Source organism: Paludibacter sp. 221 (assembly GCF_010501035.1).
Classification (GTDB): Bacteria; Bacteroidota; Bacteroidia; order Bacteroidales; family Paludibacteraceae; genus QVMH01.
Genome location: NZ_QVMH01000014.1, coordinates 48,881 through 73,154, shown reverse-complemented (window position 1 = coordinate 73,154; position 24,274 = coordinate 48,881). Strand labels below are relative to the sequence as shown.

At 43.5% G+C, this 24,274-nt stretch carries 4 protein-coding genes; 2 read left to right on the top strand and 2 right to left on the bottom strand.

What is annotated here, in order from left to right; all coding sequences use genetic code 11:
• Positions 1-114 precede the first annotated feature (114 nt).
• Both D0T49_RS05140 and D0T49_RS05135 read right to left on the bottom strand, forming a co-directional pair.
• Entirely contained in the window at positions 115-1,140 is a 1,026-nt protein-coding gene (locus D0T49_RS05140; RefSeq protein WP_163629522.1) for an ABC transporter ATP-binding protein, read from the bottom strand.
• Positions 1,113-2,111, bottom strand: a complete 999-nt coding sequence (locus D0T49_RS05135; RefSeq protein WP_163629521.1) for an iron ABC transporter permease — start codon at positions 2,109-2,111, stop codon at positions 1,113-1,115. Before D0T49_RS05135 ends, D0T49_RS05140 begins: the two co-directional genes overlap by 28 nt.
• Positions 2,112-3,501: 1,390 nt before the next feature.
• Here D0T49_RS05135 and D0T49_RS05130 point away from each other — a divergent pair.
• Positions 3,502-17,019, top strand: a complete 13,518-nt coding sequence (locus D0T49_RS05130) for a right-handed parallel beta-helix repeat-containing protein (protein WP_163629520.1) — start codon at positions 3,502-3,504, stop codon at positions 17,017-17,019.
• Positions 16,988-24,241 (top strand): choice-of-anchor Q domain-containing protein, encoded by a 7,254-nt coding sequence (locus tag D0T49_RS05125; RefSeq protein WP_163629519.1) that lies wholly within the window; start codon positions 16,988-16,990, stop codon positions 24,239-24,241. Before D0T49_RS05130 ends, D0T49_RS05125 begins: the two co-directional genes overlap by 32 nt.
• Positions 24,242-24,274 lie beyond the last annotated feature (33 nt).

Here is a 24,274-nt window from a genome sequence, read left to right as displayed (position 1 = left end):
ATCAGAGATTCGTGATTTTAGATAAGCATCTGATTATCAGTGTATTAGGTTGTTTTGATGCGCTCGTGTATGTAGACCTTTTGTCACATTTGGAGCTGCTATGTATGGAGTGTGTTATAAGGTATTCATCACGTTGAGCAAATTTTCGATATTGCTTACTTTTTTATCCTGAACGACCCATTCGTTTTCAGTTATAACAATTCTGATTGCTGCCTCCGGAATTACTTTGTATCCAGCCCGTGCCAGTGCCCTTAAAGTCCAGTACATACGGGTTTTATCTCCCGAAACCGATACGCTTTTCTCCAAGTCATAATTCATCGAGAAATTACCATTGGAGGGATTGAAGAAATAGTTTTTGCTCTCGAATGTTTCATTGAAACTGCCGTTAAGTACTAAATCTTCCGGTATCCCCGATTTTACCCCTTTTTGTAAATCCATCAGCCAAATGCGGTCGCCTGCCTGTAGCGCAAGGTCTAACTCGTGGGTTGAGAGCAAAATACCCTTTTGGGTCTGGTGAGCCAGCTTGTGTAGTAAGAGCATTATTTCTACACGGTTTGGCAGGTCGAGGTGTGCTGTAGGCTCATCCAGCAGAATGATAGGGGTATCTTGTGCCAGGGCTTTGGCTATCATCACACGTTGGCGTTCTCCGTCCGACAGTTCACTCAGGGGGCTGAGCGTTTTATGCTCCAGATGAACCATCCTGATAGCGTTACTAATAGCTTCGTCATTATTTTTAGATATCCCGTTCCACCAGCTTGTATGGGGGTATCTCCCTAAAGAAACAATATCGTATACGGTTGCATTATCAATGTCTACACGGTCGGTAAGTACCATTGATATTAATAGCGCCTTTTCATTTTGGGATAGGGTGGTTATATTCTTTTCATCAATAAGTACATCGCCTTTCAATGCTTTTTGCAAACCCGACAGTGTGCGCATCAGAGTTGACTTCCCGCTTCCGTTAGGCCCTATCAAACACACCAGTTCTCCTGCTTTCAGCTCAAGGTTGAGGTCTGACTGTACGGTGTAGTTATTCTTTTTCTTTGAATAGCCAATGGATAAATTATATGCAGATAGAAGATTTTTCATTTTCGGGTAGGGGGAATAGGGGGTTAGTGGCTTCTTTTCATAATTATCCATATAATTATAGGAGCGCCAAATAAGGCGCTAACTGTATTGATGGGCAGATGGTGTGTGGGGATTTGCGATACTAAATCACATACGAGCAGTAGCGACGACCCACAAAGTACACATGCGGGTAGAAGCACTCTATGATTTGCCGTGCGGAATAACCCCCGTGCAATATGCGGAATAGCAATACCCACAAAGGCGATAGGCCCTACAAATGCAGTGACTCCTCCGGCAAGCAGTCCGGTTGCTATAACTATCAATACTCTGGTGGCGGTAATAGGAATGCCTAGAGAGCGGGCGTAGTTCTCGCCCAATAAAAGCCCGTCAAGTCTTTTCTGAAGGGAGAAAGCCATTGCCAACCCGATAAGGACAACTGGAAACAGTATTTTCATATACTCCCATGTAACGGCGCTCAGGCTTCCAAATGTCCACATGACGAATAATTTTATAGAATCGGGGTTGCTGAAATTTTGCAACACATTGACCAGCGAACCGGCTATCATCCCAAACATGATGCCTACAATAAGCAGCGATACTGCATTTCTTACCCTGAACGAAACAGCAATAACCAGAAGTAGCACCAGCAAAGCCCCTATAGTGGCCGAAATGATTAATAGCCAACCGTTGTGGGTAAATGCAATGGGCAAAATGGAGGTTGCCATAATGGTAATGGCTACTCCAAGGCTTGCCCCGGAACTAACTCCAAGGATATACGGGTCGGCCAAAGGATTGCGGAAGAGGGTTTGCATCATAAGACCTGCCACTGCAAGCGAAGAGCCTGTGAGTACGGCGGTAATAGCTTTCGGGATACGCAGGTTGAGTATAATCTCGGATGTAATAATGTCTTTTTTATTTCCGGTGAAAACTGAGAGTATGTCCTGAACAGGGATTCGGATGCTTCCGAAAACCAAATCGGCAAAAAATAAAACGATTGTCAGTATCGCTAATATCAGGAATATGATGTAGGAGTTTTTTTTCATTTTACTTATAGCAATGTGGTTGCCGGAAAAATTTTTATCGACAACAAAAATACGGAAATAGGATGATGTTTTAATGTTGGTTTCTTATTTTGTGATGTTTTCGATTAAATTAAAAGCTGTTTTTTACAGAGCATCTGATTGATTTCAGTTATATATATGAACAAAGCGTTTTTTGTTTATAAAATCAGCGGGGAGGAGAATATTACGAATTTAACATTTTCGTGATTTAACATTCTTTTATGGATGATATATAGTATTTAGTAGTGGTTGAATGGTTATTCGAGGGGCTGTGATTTTTCTATTTAGTTAAAAAAGTTGGTTTAAAATAAAAAAGCCTCTATATTTGCAGGAGTTTTTGTAAAAGGTGAGGATATTCTCAAGGTAATCAAGTTTGATTAACAGAATTTATTTAGGGTTCTTGCCAAAGCAGAAACTTGATGTGTATATATTCGGAAAAGAAATCTCAATGTTTGCTCTATATTTAAATAAAGAATTAGTATTAAAATTAATTAACAATAATTTGTTGGTTAACTCTTTATTTTTATTAGAGAGAGAGAGAGAGAGAGAGAGAGAGAGAGAGAGAGAGACAATAATCTAAATTTTCAGCATTTACTAGAAAAGTCATGTTATCTTTTTATATGGGGACATATAAAAAGAAAGGGGTTTTATGTCTTTTTGTTTCCTTTTATATGTTTTGTATCCACTTTCCTTCATATTTTATATCCTGGCATATCATCTTGCGGATTGTTTGTTAATTTCCCTCAGCATTTATATCCGGTGTTTATATATACTATAAGTATATGTATTGCATTTAATATATTTTTCTTTTTCTATTTTATGAATATGTATTGTGTGGTCATTGGAAGAGACGGCTCTTTCGATGACCATTTTTTGTTTACTCAAAAACATAAAGAGAATAATTTACCCGGCCCTTAATCTCTTCTGCTAATTATAAAAACGTAAGAGAAAAAAATATAATCCCAAAGTTGAATAACCGATAACTTATTTCGAAAAAAAATGATATAAAAACGAATATTACATAACATATAAGGATAAAACAAGAAGCAGTCAACTAAAGAGGACAACCCCCTAAGAAAACCCTTTCTTAAACACAAACACAAAACACTCAACACAAAAACCCCCGTCCTCTTTAGTTTCTCTTCTTGACTTTATTCTCTTCTTTTATCTATGCGGATTGATACACAGGTCAGGGCATGTGATGTATGGTGCGTTTTCCTATGTCAGGGTCTTTTGCTTCTGGTGTATATAACGCTTTTTTATAGATATTTTGTGTGATATGGAAATTGATTTTCACGAGCGTAGAAAGAATAGGAAAAAATATAAAGAAGAATAATAAATAACGAAAAAGAATATACAAAATGACAGTTTTATGAAAAGTTTGAACAACTATTTAAGAATCGTAGCGGTGACGTTAATGTTATTGCTTGGTTTCTCATTTTTGCATGCCGATACATGGTATGTGAAGCAGGGTGGTGTCGGCTCGGGGAGTTCTTGGGCCAATGCTTCGGGCGATTTACAGCTTATAATAAATGCCGCTTCGGCGGATGATGAGGTTTGGGTATCGGCTGGTACTTATACCCCAAGCCTTATTGCTGGTAATGGCACTGAATCACGCGACCAATCCTTTGTATTGAAGAAAGATGTAAAAATTTACGGTGGTTTCTCCGGTACTGAGAATTTGCTTTCTCAGCGCGATTGGAAAACAAATGTCACCATCCTAAGTGGTGACTTGAGTGGTAATGACCCTGTTGTGACCGATAATGCCTATCACGTAGTCGTCTCGGCAGGCGATGTAGGTACAGCCACATTAGATGGTTTTACCATAAAAGGTGGTGCGGCCACAGGTACTAACAGTAATATAACAGTGAATGCCCTGAGCATACACCGGCGTTATGGAGGGGGAGTGTTTATAATAAACTCTTCTCCTGTTTTGCGCAACCTGAATATCGACTCCAATACATCAACGCTTTATGGAGGCGGTATTTATGCAATAGGTGTGTCAGCTACCCCTTCGGTAGTGAATTTGAGCCACAGTTCGGTAGTGAATAATACAACTGCCAATTATGCCGGTGGTGGTATTTATATAAATTCTTATACTTCATCTACAATTAGCCAGAGCTTGATTGCCAAAAACAGTTCGGGCACTGCTGATGGTGGTGGTGTTTATGCTACAGGTACTACCGTGACGCTAACTAACGTTACCATTGCCGAGAATATAGGTTCGGCAGCGGGAGCTTCGCTTTTCCGCAATGTAGGTACGGTTACTCTTCGCAATAGCATCGTTGACGATAATAAAATAGGCGGTGCTGTTACACATAATTATAATTTGGTTAGAGGTGGAACGCTTGCGGCAGATAATAGTATCATATCGGTAAGGAATCCATCATTTGTGAACCGTGATAATATGGATTACCGTTTGCTGCCTCATAGCTCGGCTATAGACGTTGGAAACAACGCTTATCTCTCTGGCGAATCGGTCGACCTGGATGGTAATTCCCGTATATATAATAGTGTAGTGGACTTGGGAGCTTACGAGGTACAAAAGTCTGAAATAGTACCCGACGCTTCGGGTATCGTATATGTAAAAGACTACGGTGAAGGAAGTGTTCCGGCTGGTGCCGATGGAAGCTCTTGGGCAAAAGCATACCCGAATTTAAGTATCCCTATCCGGGTAGCTGAACGGGGAAATTCCGGAATCAATAGCATTTATGTTGCCGTAGGAACATACAAACCTCTTCATATTGCCTTAAAAACTGCGGCGGGAGATACTAACAGAGACCGTGCTTTTATGTTGGTTAAGGATGTGAAGATATATGGTGGTTTCGACCCTGATAATGGTATCCGTACCTTATCCGATAACCGTGTTCTTCCTGTTCCGGGTAATGTTTCGCGCGGTTCGGTTCTTAATGGAGATTTGAACGGTGACGACCCCGTTGTAACCGATAATGTGCATCACGTTGTTGTGTCGGCAGGCGATGTTGGTACGGCGGTTTTGGATGGATTTACCATTACAGGCGGTAATGCCGATGTAAGTTCCAACTTAGTGATTAATAATAAGTCAGTCAGCAGACGGCAAGGTGGTGGTATCTACATCGTAGATTCAACCCCTGTTTTGCGTAATCTGAATATCGACTCTAATACATCAACGCTTTATGGAGGTGGTATTTATGCAATAGGTGTTGCAGCAACTCCTTCTACTGTTGATTTGAGCCATAGCTCAGTAGTGAACAATAAAACTACTAATGTTGCCGGTGGTGGTATTTATATAGCTGCTTATACCTCATCTACGATTAACCAGAGCTTGATTGCAAAAAACAGTTCGGGCACTGCTGATGGTGGTGGCCTTTATGCTACGGGTACTACTGTGACGCTAACTAACGTTACCATTGCCGACAATACAGGTTCGGCAGCGGGGGCTTCACTCTTCCGCAATGTAGGTACGGTTACCCTTAATAATAGTATTGTTGCAGATAATAAGGTAAGTGGTACTGTTATATACAATAACTCTCTGCTTACAGGTGGAACACTTGCTTCTGACAATAGTATTATATCAGTCAAGAGTCCAGCGTTTGTGGATAACGGTAATATGGATTACCGCTTGTTGCCTCAGAGCTCGGCGATAGACGTTGGAAATAATGCTTATCTCTCTGGCGAATCCCTCGATTTGGATGGTAATCCCCGTGTGTACAATAATGTAGTGGATTTGGGAGCTTATGAGGTACAAAAGTCTGAGATTGTACCCGACGCTTCGGGCATCGTATATGTGAAAGATTATGGAGAAGGAAGCGTTCCAGCTGGTGCTGATGGAAGTTCTTGGGAAAAAGCATATCCAAATTTAAGTGTTCCTATCCGGATTGCTGAACGGGGAAATTCCGGTATTAATAGCATTTATGTTGCCGTAGGAACATACAAGCCTGGTTATACTCCTGTGAAATCAGCAACAGGAGCTACTAGTAGAGACAATTCTTTTATGTTGGTTAAGGATGTGAAGATATATGGCGGTTTCGACCCTGATAATGGTATCCGTACCTTGTCCGACAATCGTGTTCTTCCTGTTCCGGGTGATGTTTCGCGCGGTTCGGTTCTTAATGGAGATTTGAACGGTAACGACCCTGTTGTAACCGATAATGTATATCACGTTGTTGTGTCGGCAGGCGATGTTGGTACAGCCGTTTTAGATGGATTTACCATTACTGGTGGCGTTGCCGATGTAAATTCTAACTTAGTGATTAATAACAAGTCTGTCAATAGGCGGCAAGGTGGTGGTATCTACATCGTAGATTCAGCCCCTGTTTTGCGTAATTTGAATATCGATTCTAATACATCAACGCTTTATGGAGGCGGTATTTATGCAATAGGTGTTGTGGCTACTCCTTCGGCACTGAACTTGAGCAACAGTTCGGTAATAAGGAACAAAACCGCAAATTATACTGGTGGTGGAATTCATGCCGGTAATTATGTAACTTCTGAGATAAGCAACAGCTTGATAGCAGCCAACGATGCCGGTTCGGGCGAGGGTGGTGGTATCTATGCCGTAGGTACAGGCAACACGCTCACGATGAATCAGGTAACGATTGCCGATAATAAAGGTCTTGCTGCATCTACAGCTCTTAGGAGTGGAACATTGACGCTTCGTAACAGTATTGTCAATGGTACAATGAATAATACTACACCAACGTATCAATATTGTTTACACCAAGGCGGTACAATTGGTCTTAATAATAGTATCATATCGATAAGCGACCCGCTGTTTGTAAACAACCAGATTTTTGATTATGGTTTACAACTCAATAGTCCGGCGGTAGATGCAGGTAACAATAATTTTGCATCCGGTTTATCGGTCGATTTGATTGGTAATTCCCGTATTTTCAATAATATAGTAGACTTAGGGGCTTTTGAATCGCAACAGCGTGGAGTTATTCCTGATGCTTCGGGTATTGTGTACGTAAAAGATTACGGCACAGGTACAGTACCTGCGGGTGCCGACGGAAGTTCATGGGAAAAGGCATATCCTAACCTGAGTGAGCCTATCCGTGCAGCAAGTAAGGATTTGTCGGATATTAAGAGCATTTTTGTTTCCGTAGGTACTTACAATCCTTTGTACGAAGCTGGTAATGGTATTACGGCAAGAGACCGCTCTTTCGTATTGCCTAAAAATGTGAAAATATACGGAGGTTTCGACCCCGATAATGGCATCCGTACTTTAGCTCATAATCGTATTCTACCTGTGGCTGGAAGTACGTTGCAAGGTTCTGTACTTAGTGGCGACCTGAGCGGAAATGACCCTGTTATAACCGACAATGTGTATCACGTGGTAATATCGCTGGGCGATGCAGGTACTGCCGCTTTAGATGGTTTTACAATCGCTGGCGGTAATGCCAACCAGAATACGAATCTTGTTATTGACGGATATACGGTAAACAACCGTAATGGTGCGGGTATTTATTTTTCAAACTCGTCGCCTGCACTGAAGAATCTGAAAATACATTCGAATACGGCAGCTCTTTTGGGTGCGGGAGCGTATCTGGAGAAAAGTGATTCAGATATTGAAAACTTAATTGTAAGCAATAACACAACTACCGGAACATCGGCCTATGGTGCCGGAATGTATTTGGACCAGAACAATTCCAATATAGAGAACTTAACTGTAAGGAGTAATACAACTACCGGAAGCTCAGCTTTTGGTGCGGGAGTGTATATGAAGGGTTCCAGTCCGGTTATTAATAATGCTACCATTAGCAGTAACACAACGAGTAGTTCAAGCTCTCATGGTGCAGGTATCTATATGGATACATCCAATCCGGTAATCAGCTATACTACTATTAGCAGCAACCGCACTACATACGCGGGTAACGCTTATGGTGCAGGTATTTACATGAATGCTTCGTCTCCTGTTGTCAGTTATACTTCAATCATAAATAACGTTACGAACGCTTCGTCGGGCGCAGGTATTTACAATGCCACATCTTCGCCCAAGCTAAGCAGTACTCTGATAGCCGGAAATAATGCAGGAACTTCTACGGGAGGTGGAATTTTCTCTACCGGAACAACTTCGGCTATGGAGATGACCCATGTTACTATAGCCAATAATAAAGGTACAGCGGCTTCTACGGCTGTTTATCGTAATCAGGGTACTATCACGTTGAAAAACAGTATCCTTTGGGGTACTGTGACCAATGCGCTGACGTATGAATATTGTTTGGTAGAAAATGGCACGGTTGCTTCGGGCACAGTTATCTCAAACAACGACCCTTTGTTTAAGGATATATTGGGAGGCGACTACCGCTTAACTCCTGAGAGCCCTGCTGTAAATAGAGGAAATAATGCTTTGGCCGATGGGCTGGCGACCGATCTTGACGGGAATCCACGTATTTATAGTACTACAGTCGATTTAGGAGTTTACGAGTTGCAAGAAGTAGCTCTTACACCCGATGCCGCTGGTATTGTATATGTGAAAGACTACGGAACAGGAGCAGTTCCGGCTAATGCTGACGGAAGCTCGTGGGAAAAAGCATTCCCAAGCCTTAGTGGAGCAATGGCTGCTTCTATAAGCGCTTCGTCTGGTATCAAGAGTATTTTTGTTGCAGTAGGTACTTATACTCCTACCCATCTGCCTAAAAACCTGACGGATGCGAGTGACCGTACCTTCTTACTGGCGAAGGATGTGAAAATATATGGCGGTTTCGACCCCGATAATGGTATCCGTACATTGGCTGATGAGCGTATTCTTCCTTCTTTTGATACGGATGGTAGTATCCTTAGCGGCGACCTGAAAGGTGATGGAACGCTTAATGCTTACCACGTGGTGGTATCGGCAGCTGATGTCGGTACGGCTTGTCTGGATGGCTTTACCATTACAGGAGGAAGCACTTCTGCCGACAATACTAACGCCCTCATTAATGGGCTTAATGTACATCGTCGTTATGGTGGTGGTATCCATATAATGACGTCATCTCCTGTTTTGAAAAATCTGAAAGTAGATTCGAATAAAGCTACGACATATGGTGGTGGTATATATATAACTACTACCAGTAAGCCGGTTATTACACAAACTATAATCAGTAATAATGCTACTACTACCACAAGCGGCTATGGTGGCGGTATGTATATCGTAAGTTCAACTCCTACTATCAACAATATATCCATTATAGGCAACAGTACGCTAAATGCTCCTGGGGCAGGTTTGTACAATTCAGGTACCCTGAGCATACAGAATGCGCTGATTGTAAAAAATAATGCAGGTACAGGATATGCCGGTGGTGTATGTAATGCTTCGGGTACATTGACTCTTACCAATGCTACCATAGCTGGTAATGCGGGAAGCTCAACTGCTACTGCTATTCATGCTAATTATACGAATGTGGTTCTCAATAACAGTATCATTGTAGGTACATTAGGATATTCTTCCAGCGAAAGCTCAAGAGGTTCTTTTACCCATAATTATAACCTGCACAAAGGGGCTACGATAAATTATCCTCGTATTATCCTGTCCGAAGACCCGATGTTTGTGGACGAAAATAACAATAATTACCGTCTGCAATCCCAAAGTCTTGCTATCGATGCAGGTAATAACTCATATATTACCGGATTTAATACCGATTTGGCTAATAATCCGCGTATATTCAATGGTATGGTCGATTTGGGTGCTTATGAATCACAAAAGCGCCTGATAACATCCGATACCGAAGGCATTGTTTATGTAAAAGATTATGGTTTGGGAATTGTGCCCGACGATGCTGATGGTAGCTCGTGGGAAAAGGCTTATCCTAACCTGAGCGACCCGTTGATAGCTGCAAACAGGGAAATTACCGATATCGACAGCATTTTTGTTGCAGTAGGTACTTATACCCCTCTTTACAAGGCCGGAAATGGTATAAAAAGCGGTGACGAAACATTCTTACTTCCTAAAAATGTAAAGATATATGGAGGTTTCGACCCGGATAACGGTATCCGCACACTGGCCGACGAGCGTATACTTCCTTCTTCAGATACAGATGGTAGTATTCTTAGCGGCGACCTGAAAGGTGATGGTAGCCTTCAGGCTTTCCACGTAGTGGTTTCGGCAGGCGATGTAGGTAGTACTGTGTTGAATGGTTTTACCATAAAAGATGGCCGTACGTTCACTTCGAACGAGAATGTTATAATCAATACACTGAATGTAAGCAGGTATTATGGTGGTGGTATTTATTTAATGACCTCGTCGCCTGAGTTGAGTAACCTGAAGATTACTTCCAACACAGCTAACCAAGGTGGTGGTATGTATATGGTTACTAATAGTAAGCCTACTGTGTATAATGTGTTGGTAACTGCTAATACAGCAACAGGTTCAGGTGGTGGTATCTATGTAGGCAGTACGCCTACTCTTATGAACAACCTGTCTATCACAGGTAATACAGCAACTTCGGGAGCGGGTCTTTTTTCCAACATTGCTCTGACTGTAAAAAACAGTCTTATTGCCGAAAACAATAGCGGCACAGGTGTTGGAGGCGGTGTTTATGTAAGTTCGGGTGCGGTACAACTGATTAACCTGACCATTGCAGGTAATATAGGTTCTTCAAGTTCTACGGCCGTTCATGCAGGGTATGGAAGCGTTACTATGAGTAATAGTATAATTGCCGGTACTGTAACTTATTCAGTTTATTATGATAATAAAGGAAATTTAGTTAGCAGAGGATACCTGTATTATAATAATACCCTGCATCAGGGTGGTAACATTGCTACCACAGGTATCATCTCTATCAACGACCCCTTGTTTGTGGACGAAGAAGGAGGCGATTTCCGTCTGAATCCGGTGAGCCCGGCTGTGGATGCAGGACTTAATACGCTGGCAAATGGGCTCGACATAGACCTTGACGGTAATCCGCGTATTTACAACACTATAGTAGACTTAGGTGCTTTCGAGGCACAAACACGTACGGTTAAGCCTGATGCTTCGGGTATCGTATATGTAAAAGACTATGGTGCTGGTATAGTGCCTGATAATGCCGATGGTAGCTCGTGGGAAAAGGCTTATCCTAACCTGAGCGATCCGATTATGGCTGCAGTACCTTCGGTTTCGGGAATCAATAGCATTTATGTGTCAGTTGGTACTTACCGTCCGTTGCATCGTGCCGGAGGTGGGCTTACCGACCAGGACCGTGCTTTTGTTATACCTTCGAATGTGAGCGTATACGGCGGTTTCGACCCCGACAACGGTATCCGCACATTGGCCGATAATCGCATCCTGCCTAATCACCAAGGGCAAATTTCGGGTTCTGTACTTAGTGCCGACCTGAAAGGTGATGGAACTCTCTTTGCTCATCACGTAGTTATTTCGGCAGGCGATACAGGTAGCGCTTTGGATGGTTTTACTGTTACAGGTGGAAATGCCAACCTCACTACCAACATTAAAGTTAATGCTTTGACTGTAGAACGCCATTATGGTGCAGGGGTATATGTAGTAAACTCTTCTATCGCTATCCGCAATACGCAGATTGTAGCTAATAAGGCTATCCGCTATGGTGGTGGTATTTATGTAATTGGAATATCGACTACGCCGTCTGTTCTTGAACTCGACCATGTATCGGTACTCGAAAATACTGCTACGAATTATTATGGTGGCGGTATTTATGCAGGGGCGTACACGTCTTTGGACATAAAAAACAGTTTGATAGCAAAAAACAGCGCAGGAACTTCTTCCGGAGGTGGTATATATGCTTCCGGCACATCAGTAACATTGGTTCAAACAACTGTTGCCGATAACACGGGCGAAGCATCATCAACAGCGATTTATCGTAGCTCCGGTACATCGGTTATGCGCAATAGCATCGTGACCGGAACAATAAGCGGAACATTCACTTATACCAACTGTTTGCATCAAGGTGGTAATATTACTACCGCAGGTATCATATCTATATCCGACCCGCTTTTCTACGATAACGATAAATCGGATTATCGTTTATTGTCGATGAGTTCGGCTGTAGATGAAGGAAACAACAGTTACGCAAGTGGTATTACAGTTGATTTAAGTGGTGCTCCACGTATCCACAACGGGGCTGTAGATTTGGGTGCTTACGAATCGCAAAAACGTGAAGTTATACCCAATGCGGAGGGTATTGTGTATGTGAAAGACTATGGCAACAAGGTAGTACCTGATGGTGCCGATGGTAGTTCATGGGAAAAAGCATATCCAAATCTCTCTCACCCGTTAATTGCAGCGGGAAGGGCAAACTCCGATATCGACAGCATATTTGTAGCTGTAGGTACATATAAGCCTCTTTACATATATGGTACAGGAACGTTGCTACAAGACCGGACATTTGTATTAGCGCCAAACACTAAAATATATGGTGGTTTCGACCCTGACAATGGAATCAAAACCCTTGCCGACGAACGTATCATGCCTGCTTCTGACGGAAGCGGAAGTATTCTTGACGGAGACGTATATGGTGATGGTAAATCACGTGTTTACCACGTAGTGGTGTCTGCCAACGAAGTTGGTACGGCTACGCTGGATGGTTTTGCCATCATAAATGGTAAGGCAAACGGAAGCGGTACTACTATTACTATAAACGATAAGGTTATAGACCGCCGTTATGGAGGTGGTATCTCATTGCATACGTCGTCTCCTGCATTGCGCAATCTGATGATAAGTTCGAACGAGGCTGCCATGTACGGAGGTGGTGTGTATCTGAACATATCGTCGCCTGTTATCAGCAATACTTCGATTATCAATAATAAATCGGAACGCGACGGAGCAGGTGTTTATAATATGGGCGATTCCAAGCCGCTTATTAAAAATACTTTGATTGCCCGTAATACAACTACTACTTCGTACAATGGTGGTGGTATCTATTCTACCGGAACAGGCTCGGCTATAGAACTCGAAAGTGTTACTATTGCAGAGAATACGGCAGCAGTAGCTTCTGCGGCTATATATCGTGCCCAAGGTACTATCAAGTTGAAAAATACTATCGTATGGGGAAAAACAAATGTTGTTTTAGACGAATACAAATATAGCTTGGTAGAAGGTGGCACAATTTCGGACGGAACTATTGTCTCTAACGAGTATCCTCAGTTTGTAGACGCAGCCGCAGGCAATTTCAATTTATTGCCTGGTAGCCCGGCTGTGGATGCCGGAGATAATAGCCTGTTGGGCGATATTACTCAGGACTTAGACCGCAATCCTCGTATCCACAATAATGTGGTGGACTTGGGAGCATTCGAGTCTCAAAAGACTATCATCGTTCCCGATGCCAACGGAATTGTTTACGTAAAAGACTATAAAGAAGAAACAGTTCCGGCTGATGCCGACGGTAGCTCATGGGCAAAGGCATATCCAAACCTGAGCGATCCATTAGCAGCAGCTAATAAGAGTATAAATAATATTGACAGCATATTTGTAGCTGTAGGTACTTATACCCCTCTTTACAGAGCCGGTAGCGGTTTGATGGAAGAAGACCGTACCTTTGTGGCAGCACCAAATGTAAAAGTATACGGTGGTTTCGACCCCGATAATGGTGTCACTGCGTTGGATGAACGCATATTGCCTACTTCTGATAATATGGATCAGACATCTACCCTGAGCGGTTATCTGAGTGCTGATAGCACAGTAATGGCTAATCACGTAATAATCTATTCGGATGCAGTAGGTACAGCCCTGTTAGATGGTTTCAGTATCACAGGCGGTAATGCCAATGGTACAGGTACTATTGTAGTGAACAACAAAACCATTGATCGTGGAAACGGTGGTGGTGTTTACATCAGTGTATCGTCTCCTCTGTTGCGCAATGTTAGTATAAATACCAACAAATCGAGAGTTTACGGTGGTGGGCTCTATATCGATGGAGTTTCCTCTGCCGCGATGTCTCAGGTATCTATTCTAAATAATATATCAGTGAACTATGGTGGCGGTGCTTATTTTGCGACAAATACTAACACCACTATGACTAATATCCTTATTGCAGGTAATAGTTCAGGTACTTCATATGGTGGTGGTTTGTTTGCTTATGGTACTTCATTGAACCTGACGAATGCTACTATTGCAGATAATAAAGCTGCAACAGCGTCTACTGCTATTTACCGCAACGCAGGTACAGTGAATTTATACAATAGTATTATCCGTGGTACAGTAAGCGGTGCAGTAACTTATTACAACTGTTTGCACGAAGGAGGAGTAATAAATCCGCCAAGCATCATATCGGTAGACAATCCTTTGTTTATGAACGAGGAAGCGGGCGATTATAGTTTGCAGACTGTAAGTCCGGCCGTAGATGCAGGTAATAATAGTTATGCAACAGGATTACTGTCAGACTTGGCTTATAACCCGCGTATTTACAACGGTGCTGTGGATTTGGGTGCTTATGAGTCTCAAACACGTGCGGTGGTTCCCGATGCTGATGGTATTGTGTATGTAAAAGACTATGGAACTAACACCGTTCCTGACGATGCTGATGGTAGCTCATGGGAAAAAGCATATCCAAACTTGGGCGACCCGATGTTGTCGGCAAGCCGTACAGGTTCCCAAATCGACAGTATATTTGTAGCTGTGGGAACTTATAAGCCGCTTTACCGCTATGGTAACGGTACAATGGCACAAGACCGTACATTCGTATTGCCTAAAGACGTTAAGATATACGGTGGTTTCGACCCCGACAACGGTATTAAAACCCTGGCAGACGAACGTATCTATCTTGATTCCGGTGTAGGTGGTAGTGTGCTTAGTGGCGACCTTAACGGTAATGGCAAGACCTTGGCTTATCACGTAGTAGTATCGGCAGGCGATGTGGGTACAACTGTGCTTGATGGTTTTACTATAACCGGAGGAAAGGCAATAGGAACTAGTACCAGCATCAAAATTAACAATCTGGATATACACCGTCGTTATGGTGGCGGGCTTTTCTTGCATACATCATCTCCTTCGTTGCGCAATTTGAAAATAGAATCGAACGAAGCAACTACGTATGGTGGCGCTATGTACATGAACCTGTCGGCTCCTGTTATCAGCCACGCTATGATAATGAAGAACAAAGCCAACGATGGTGGCGCGCTTTATAACCTGTCTTCGCAACCAACGGTTAAGAACAGCTTGATTGCAAGAAATACGATAGTATACAATGGTGGTGGCATTTTCTCAACCGGAACAACATCTGCAGTAGAGCTGTTGAATGTGACAATTGTAGATAATACAACATTGACTACATCGGCTATATATCGCGCCCAGGGAACTGTGAAACTGAAAAACAGTATTGTGTGGGGTGGCGTGAACGCAGCTATGGATGAATATAAGTATTGTTTGGTAGAGAAAGGTATTCTTGCTCCTAATACAATTATATCCAACGAGTATCCACAGTTTGTGAATGCTGCAGGCAGCGATTACCGTTTATTGCCAGGTAGCCCTGCTATCGATTCGGGTGATAATACTTTGATGGATGGTGCAACGGTTGATTTAGACCGCAATCCACGTGTTCACAACAAGGTGGTAGATTTGGGAGCTTTCGAGTCGCAAAAGACTATCATCGTTCCTGATGCCAACGGAATTGTTTACGTAAAAGATTACAAAGAAGCAACTGTTCCGGCTGATGCCGACGGTAGCTCATGGGCAAAGGCTTATCCTAACCTGAGCGACCCATTGGCAGCCGCCAACCGTGCAATAAACAATATCGACAGCATATTTGTAGCTGTAGGTACTTATACCCCTCTTTACAAAGCCGGTAACGGCCTGACGGAAGAAGACCGCGCATTTGTGGCATCGCCAAATGTAAAAATATATGGTGGTTTCGACCCCGATAATGGTGTCACCGCGTTGGATGAACGCATATTGCCTACTTCTGACAATATGGATCAGACATCTACCCTGAGCGGTTATCTGAGTGCTGACAGCACAGTAATGGCTAATCACGTAATAATCTATTCGGATGCAGTAGGTACAGCCCTGTTAGATGGTTTCAGCGTCACAGGTGGTTATGCTAAGGGTACAGGTACTATTGTGGTGAACAACAAGACTATTGACCGTGGAAACGGTGGTGGTGTTTACGTGAGTGTATCGTCTCCATTATTGCACAACGTTAGTATAAATACCAACAAATCGCGCGTGTATGGTGGCGGGCTTTATATAGACGGCGCATCTTCAGCCGAAATGGCTCAGGTGTCTGTTCTGAATAATACATCGGTAAGCTATGGTGGCGGTGCTTATTTTGCGACAAACACTAACACCACTATGACTAATATCCTTATCGCAGGTAATAGCTCAGGTACTTCATATGGTGGTGGTTTGTTTGCTTATGGTACTTCATTGAAGTTGACAAATGCTACTGTTGCAGGCAATAAGGGTGCAACAGCATCTACGGCTATTTACCGTAATGCTGGTACCGTGAGCTTGTACAACAGTATCATAAGCGGAACAGTAAGCGGCGCAGTAACGTACTATAACTGTCTGCATCAAGGGGGAGTGATAAATCCGCCAAGCATCATATCGGTGGACGACCCATTGTATATGAACGAGGAAGCGGGCGATTATAGCTTACAGGCTGTGAGCCCGGGTGTAGATGCAGGTAATAACAGTTATGCAACAGGATTACTGTCAGACTTGGCTTATAACCCGCGTATTTACAACGGAGCTGTGGATTTGGGTGCTTACGAGTCTCAAACACGCGCTGTAGTGCCCGATGCCGAAGGTATCGTGTATGTAAAAGACTATGGAACTAACACCATTCCTGACGATGCTGATGGTAGCTCGTGGGAAAAAGCGTATCCAAACCTGGGCGACCCCATGTTGTCGGCAAGCCGTACAGGTTCCCAAATCGACAGTATATTCGTAGCTGTGGGAACTTATAAGCCGCTTTACCGCTATGGTAACGGTACAATGGCACNGTACAATGGCACAAGACCGTACATTCGTATTGCCTAAAGACGTTAAGATATACGGAGGTTTTGACCCTGACAATGGAATTAAGACTTTAGTTGATAAGCGGGTACTTCCTCTGTCTGATGCTACACAAGGTTCTATCCTTAGCGGTGACCTGAATGGTGACGGCAAAACTTTGGCTTATCACTTGATTGTGTCGGCAGGCGATGTAGGTACAACCGTGCTTGATGGCTTTACCATTACAGGTGCTAAAGCAAGGGGTGCTAACAACAGCATAAAAATAAACAACCAGGATATACACCGGCGTTACGGTGGTGGACTTTTCATAATAAGTTCGTCTCCTTCGTTGTGCAATCTGAAAATAGAAGCGAATGAAGCTACTGCGTATGGTGGTGGTATCTATATGAAAACATCATCTTCGGCCATTAGCCATGTAACGATAATACGTAATAAGGTTGACAGTAATGGAGGTGGAATTTATATGGATGTAAATTCGACTTCGACAATGAAGAACAGCCTGATTGTTAAAAATGCTCCTTCGGGCAGTGGTGGCGGTTTGTTTATAACAGGGGCTACTTCTACTATGGAGTTCACCAATGTTACTATTTCGGATAACACAGGTTCGGCTTCTTCTACAGCTATATACCGTAGTCAGGGTACTGTAACTCTGAAAAACAGTATTGTGCAAGGTAAAGTATATGCTGCTGCCAATACGGTGCTTTACAACCATTGTTTGGTTGAGGGAGGTACTTTAGCTGCCGGAACTATTATATCGAATTATCCTCCGCAGTTTATGAATGTGGCTGCCGACAATTATCGTTTGGTATTCGGTAGCCCAGCCATAAATATAGGAAATAACGCATTGGCATCCGGTATCAACTTAGATTTGGATGGTAATGCCCGCATCAGCGATAGCGTAGTCGACTTAGGCGCTTTCGAGGCCAATGTGCCAGCTTTGGTAGCCGATGCCGACGGTATTGTGTATGTGAAAGATTACGGTGAAAATACCGTTCCTGATGGCGCTAACGGAAGCTCTTGGGACCTTGCATTCCCAGGCTTAAGTTATCCGCTGGCTGCATCAGCAAGACCTGCTGCGGGTATCGACAGCATATTCGTTGCCATAGGAAACTATGCTCCGGAATATAAGGCCGGAAATGGATTGCTTGAACAAGACCGTGCGTTTGTTTTGGCTCCGAATGTAAAAGTTTATGGAGGTTTCGACCCTGATAACGACATCCGCACTCTGGACGATGAGCGTATTCTTCCGGTTCCGGGCAATGGCGATGAAACATCCATGCTTAGCGGATATTTGAATGCCGATAGTACTTTGGTGGCATATCACGTTGTAGTATCTTCGGGCAATGTGGGTACGGCTGTGTTAGATGGCTTTACTATTACCGGAGGAAATGCTAATGGAACAGGTAATACGGCAATCAACCTGCTGAATGTAAACAGAACGTATGGTGGTGGAGTGCATGTTATAAACTCTTCACCTGTATTGCGCAATCTGAATATCGACTCTAACGCATCCAAGTCGTATGGTGGTGGTATGTATGCCATAGGAGCATCGGGTGCTGTGTCTACTCTGAACATGAGTAAGGTGTCGATTGTAAACAATACTACAACCAATAGTTCAGGTGGAGGATTGTTCCTTACAACTCAGACTGTGTTTAATATAAAGAACGGTTTGTTTGCAGGTAACAGTTCAGGTACGGCTGCCGGAGGCGGTATATATGCCGGAGGTACTTCGGCCGAGTTAACCCATGTAACCATTGCTGATAACGTAGGTGCTGCGGCATCCACTGCGCTTTACCGTGCAGGTGGAACAGTCAAGTTCTACAATAGTATTATCCGTGGAAAACTTGCAGGTGCAAGCATTACTTATAGTTATTGTTTGCATCAGGGAGGTACTCTTACAGCAAATAATACTATTATATCGGTAGACGACCCTGAATTTATAAGCGATGAAGCGGGCGATTATCGCCTGATGCCTCATAGTCCGGCTGTGGATGTGGGTTACAATGATTATGTAGCCAATATTCCGGTCGACCTGGAAGGTAATCCACGTATCTATAATAATGTGGTAGACTTAGGAGCTTACGAATCGCAAATACGTGCGGTTGTTCCTGATGCTAAGGGTATAGCATACGTAAAAGACTATGGCACAGGTGCTGTTCCGGCCGATGCCGACGGTAGCTCGTGGGAAAAGGCTTATCCTAACCTGGCTATGCCAATGCTGGCAGCAGGCCGACTCAACTCGGATATTGATAGCATATTTGTGGCAGTAGGTACTTATGTGCCGCTATACAGGTCGGGAAATGGCTTGCAGGAGAAAGACCGTACATTCCGTTTGGTAAACGATCTGCGTGTGTATGGAGGTTTCGATCCCGATAATGGTATCCGTACGCTTGACGACGAACGTATCTTTGCCGCACCGGGAAATACCGTAAAAGGTTCGATACTTAGTGGCGACTACAAAAAAGATAAAAAGAACATGGTTTACCACGTGGTAGTTTCGGCAGGTGATGTTGGTGAAGCATTATTAGATGGATTCACCATCACTAAGGGATATGCTTATGGTAGTGGTGTTGTGAAGATTAATAATCAGAACTTTTATAGGTATTCTGGTGCCGCGATTAATCTGAGCGCATCTTCTCCTACTTTGCGCCGATTGAATATAGTAGACAATATGGCAAGTACATATGGAGGAGGTTTATCTTTGGATGTATCGTCCGCACCGCTTGTTACCATGAGCTCGTTTGTGAATAACAAAGCATATTATGGAGGAGCTATATATAATGTAGGTAATTCTTCGCCTAAAGTGACCAGTACGCTGATTGCAGGCAATACAGGTACAGCTGTCGGAGGTGGTGTATATACTGCCGGTGCTACTTCGATGCCGGTATTTACCAACGTAACGATAGCCGACAATAAAGGCTCGGCAAGTTCTACTGCAATTTATCGTGCTCAGGGAACAATTACCGTAAACAACAGTATTGTTTGGGGTAGAGTGTCCGGTACAGTAGTGTATAATCATAGCTTGCTCCAAAACGGAACTATTGCTGCGGGCACGATAGTGTCGAACGCTAATCCTCAGTTTGTGGATGCTCCGGCTTATAACTATCGTTTATTGGCTGGTAGCGAAGCGATTGACTTGGGAGAAAATACCCTGTCGGCCGGAATTGAGTTGGATTTGGATGGTAACGAGCGTATATATAATAGCATAGTAGACTTAGGTGCTTACGAATTGCGCAGATTGCCTATAGTGCCTGACGCTAACGGTATTGTGTATGTGAAAGATTATGGCGAAAATACAGTTCCTGCTGATGCCGATGGTAGGTCGTGGGAGCGTGCTTATCCTAACCTGAGCGACCCATTGCAGGATTCAGGAAAACCAACATCCGATATAGATAGTATATTCGTGGCAGTAGGTATATACAGGCCTCTGTATAAGGTTGGAACAGGAACTGAGGATGAAGACCGTAGTTTCGTGTTAGAACCAAATGTGAAACTATATGGAGGTTTCGACCCTGATAACGGAATCCGTACACTGGAAGATAAGCGTATCCTTCCTACACCTTTCAATGCGGAATCGACTTCTATTCTGAGTGGTTATCTGAATTCAGACAGCACTTTGGTAGCGCGTCACGTAGTAATCTCGTCGGGCGACGTAGGTACGGCTACATTAGATGGTTTCTCTATCATGGGAGGAAACGCTAATGGAACGAACTCTACGATTAGTATTAATGGCTTTACTGTGAACCGCACGTATGGAGGAGGTCTGTATATAACATCCTCTGCACCTGTGTTGCGTAATCTGAATATTGAATCTAATGCTTCGAAATCGTATGGTGGAGGTATTTATGCTATAGGTACCAGTGCTAAACCATCTGTATTGAATTTGAGCCATGTATCGGTTATGGAAAATAGTACAACTAACGCTTATGGAGGTGGTATCTATATCGGAAGTTATACATCGTCCAATATCGACAATAGCTTGATAGCGGGTAATAGTGCCGGTACGTCTGTTGGTGGTGGCGTGTATGCTGCCGGAACTACAGTAACTCTGACTCATGTAACTATTGCTGATAATAAGGGAGCAACCGCTTCGACCGCACTTTACCGTGGCGGTGGTACGGTAACTCTTCGCAACAGTGTTGTTACAGGAAAAGTAGCCGGAAGCGTGACTTATAGTTACTGTCTGCTTCAGGGTGGAACGCTTGGTACAAATAATACCATTATATCTATCGACGACCCATTGTTTGTGAACGACGAAGGACGTGATTATCGCTTAGTGCCGATGAGCCCTGCAGTTAACGTAGGCCTTAATACCTATGCGGCAGGCATGAGTACCGATTTGGATGGTAATCCTCGTATTTACAATAATATAGTAGACCTGGGTGCTTACGAAGTTCAAAGACGTGCGGTAGCCCCTGACGCTAACGGCATTGTGTATGTGAAGGATTACGGAACAGGCGTTGTACCTGATGCTGCTGATGGTAGCTCGTGGGAACTGGCTTATCCTAACCTAAGCGACCCGCTGCTGGCTATAACAAGAGGCAACACCGATATTACAACAATATATGTTGCAGTAGGTACTTATATTCCTCTGTATGGAGCCGGAAACGGACGGACTGAACGCGACCGTACATTCGCATTGCTTCCTGATATCAAGATTTATGGAGGTTTCGACCCTGATAATGGTATCCGTACGCTGAATGATAAACGTATTGTATCGACACCGGACAAACCTCAGAATGGTTCTGTATTAAGTGGTGAAATAAGGAAAGACGGAAAAACTAATGCTTATCACGTGGTAATTTCGGTTGGCGATGTGAAAGACGCTGTATTGGATGGATTTACTATCACCAAAGGAAATGCTAACGGTAGAAGTAGTATTAAAGTGAATAACCAGTACATATACAGAACTTACGGTGCAGGTCTTTTTGTGACAACATCGTCGCCTGTATTGCGTAATCTGAACATCGCGAATAATACGGCTTCGAGCTATGGTGGAGGACTTTATCTGAATGCTTCGGCAGCAGTTATCGACGCTTGCTCGTTTGTAGGTAACAAGACTTCGCAAGGTGCGGGTATTTATAATACCAACAACTCTACTCCGAGAATAACCAATACGCTTATAACGGGCAATAATGCTACAAGTGCAGGTAGTGGTATTTATTCCGGTGGCGCTAAGTCGGCAGTGGAACTGACAAACGTAACTATAGTAGATAACCTGGGCGCTAAGGCATCAAATGCTATCTACTGTTATCAGGGAACAGTTACACTGAATAATAGCATTGTTAACGGTAAAGTAAGTGCAACCAAGAATACGGTATTCTATAATAACTGTTTGGTAGTAGATGCTGTTCTTATAGCAGACCAGATTATCCTGAATGGAGATCCGATGTTTGTCGACGCGGCAAACAGTAACTATCGCTTGCAACGCGAAAGCCCTGCCGTTAATGCAGGAAAACAATCGCTGTACGTAGGACTGGAACCGCTTACTACTCTTGACCTGGCTGCTAATCTCCGTTTCAGAGGAAGCGAGATAGACCTGGGAGCTTATGAGTATTATACCGAGAACAAATGGATTGGTACTGTTAATACAAGTTGGAGTACGTCTGGCAACTGGGCTATGGATGTGATTCTTGGAGAAAATGAAGCTTTGATTTTCGACGAGGAAGTTGTTAATGACTTGGTATTAGTGTCGGGCGAGACACATACTGTGTCGAACATAGAAAACCTGACGAATAAGAAAATATACGTTGGAGCAGGCAGCTTGCTTGAAACCCAAGGCAGCGTTTTCCTTAAGAATCAGACTTCTCTGGTTATCGGTTCGGCTTCGGGTCTTCCTAACGGTACTTTCTTGTACCCTCAGGGGGTATCCATATCGGCTACCGTTGAGATGTTCAGTGTAGCGTCTGTTGACACAGAAAAACCTGACACAGATAGTGGCAAATACAAATGGCAATACATGGGTGTTCCTGTAAAAGGTACTGCCGCTTCTGCCTCTTTCGCCGGAAGCTACTTACGCCGTTGGAACGAGAGTGGTACAGACGAAGCCTCTAACTATTACTGGACAGAGATGACCGGTACTGATGTGATGGAGCCTTTTGCAGGTTACGAAGTTACCAGCAAAACTGCTAACCGTAAATACACTTTCCGTGGCGAATTGGTAAACGATGATTACAGTAAAACCTTCACCCGTACCACTGGCGGTAAGTACGAAGGACAGCATGTAATAAGTAACCCATATACTGCCGGAATTGACATCTCTAAGATGACTTTCGACGGAGGTTTGGAAGAAACGGTTTACATTTACAATACAGGCTCGTATGCAGACTGGAAGAACAACGATGGTACATCAGCCAGTGGTGTTGACCCGGTAGTTGCCGGACAATTTGTATCTATTCCGAAAAACCATGCAGGTACAGCCGGACTGCTTAGCAACATTCCGTCGATGCAAGGTTATCTGGTGAAACTGGAAGACGGACAAGATAGCGGAACCTTGTCTTTCGATTATGCCGATGTAGTAGGACGCAATACAGCTCCGCAACGCGTATCGCCGATATTGGTAAACGATTCGGAATCATTGCAGAAAGTCTATACCATTGTTGATGTTCTGGGTGACACTTCGGCCGACCGTCTTTGGATTTTCACTGAGGCGAACAGTACCCGTGGTTACGATAACGGTTGGGATGGACGCAAAATGTTCGGCGGTAGCCAATCCACTCAAATTTATGCTTCGGAAACCGATGGTAATTATCAGGTTAATACAGTTCCCGATATAAACAACACATTGATAGGATTTGCTCCGGCAACACAAGGTGAATATACCTTGCGCTTCAGCCACGAAAATGTAGAAGAAACCTATAATGTGTTTTATTTAGTGGACTTGCAACTTGGTGTTGTCACAGACATAACCGCCAGCGGTACAGAGTATAAATTCACCGCATCGGGTGACGGCGATATGCAGAAACGCTTCCGTATTGTAACTAATGCACAAGACACAGCAGATTCGGACAATGACAATGTGCTTCACATTTACACCGAGAACCGCTCAGTCTATGCATATAACAAAGGAAATAGTTGTGGCGACCTCTATCTGTATGACCTTTCGGGACGCATTATTGTCTCACGCAAGATAAGCCCTTACGGTGTCACCGTAATCTCAGGCTATCCATTAGATGGCGTTTACATCGTAAAAGCAGTGATGGAAAATGACAGTGAAACAGTAACCGAAAAAGTTATTATAAAATAGAATAGTAGTAACTCAGGCATCCGGGGGGAGTAA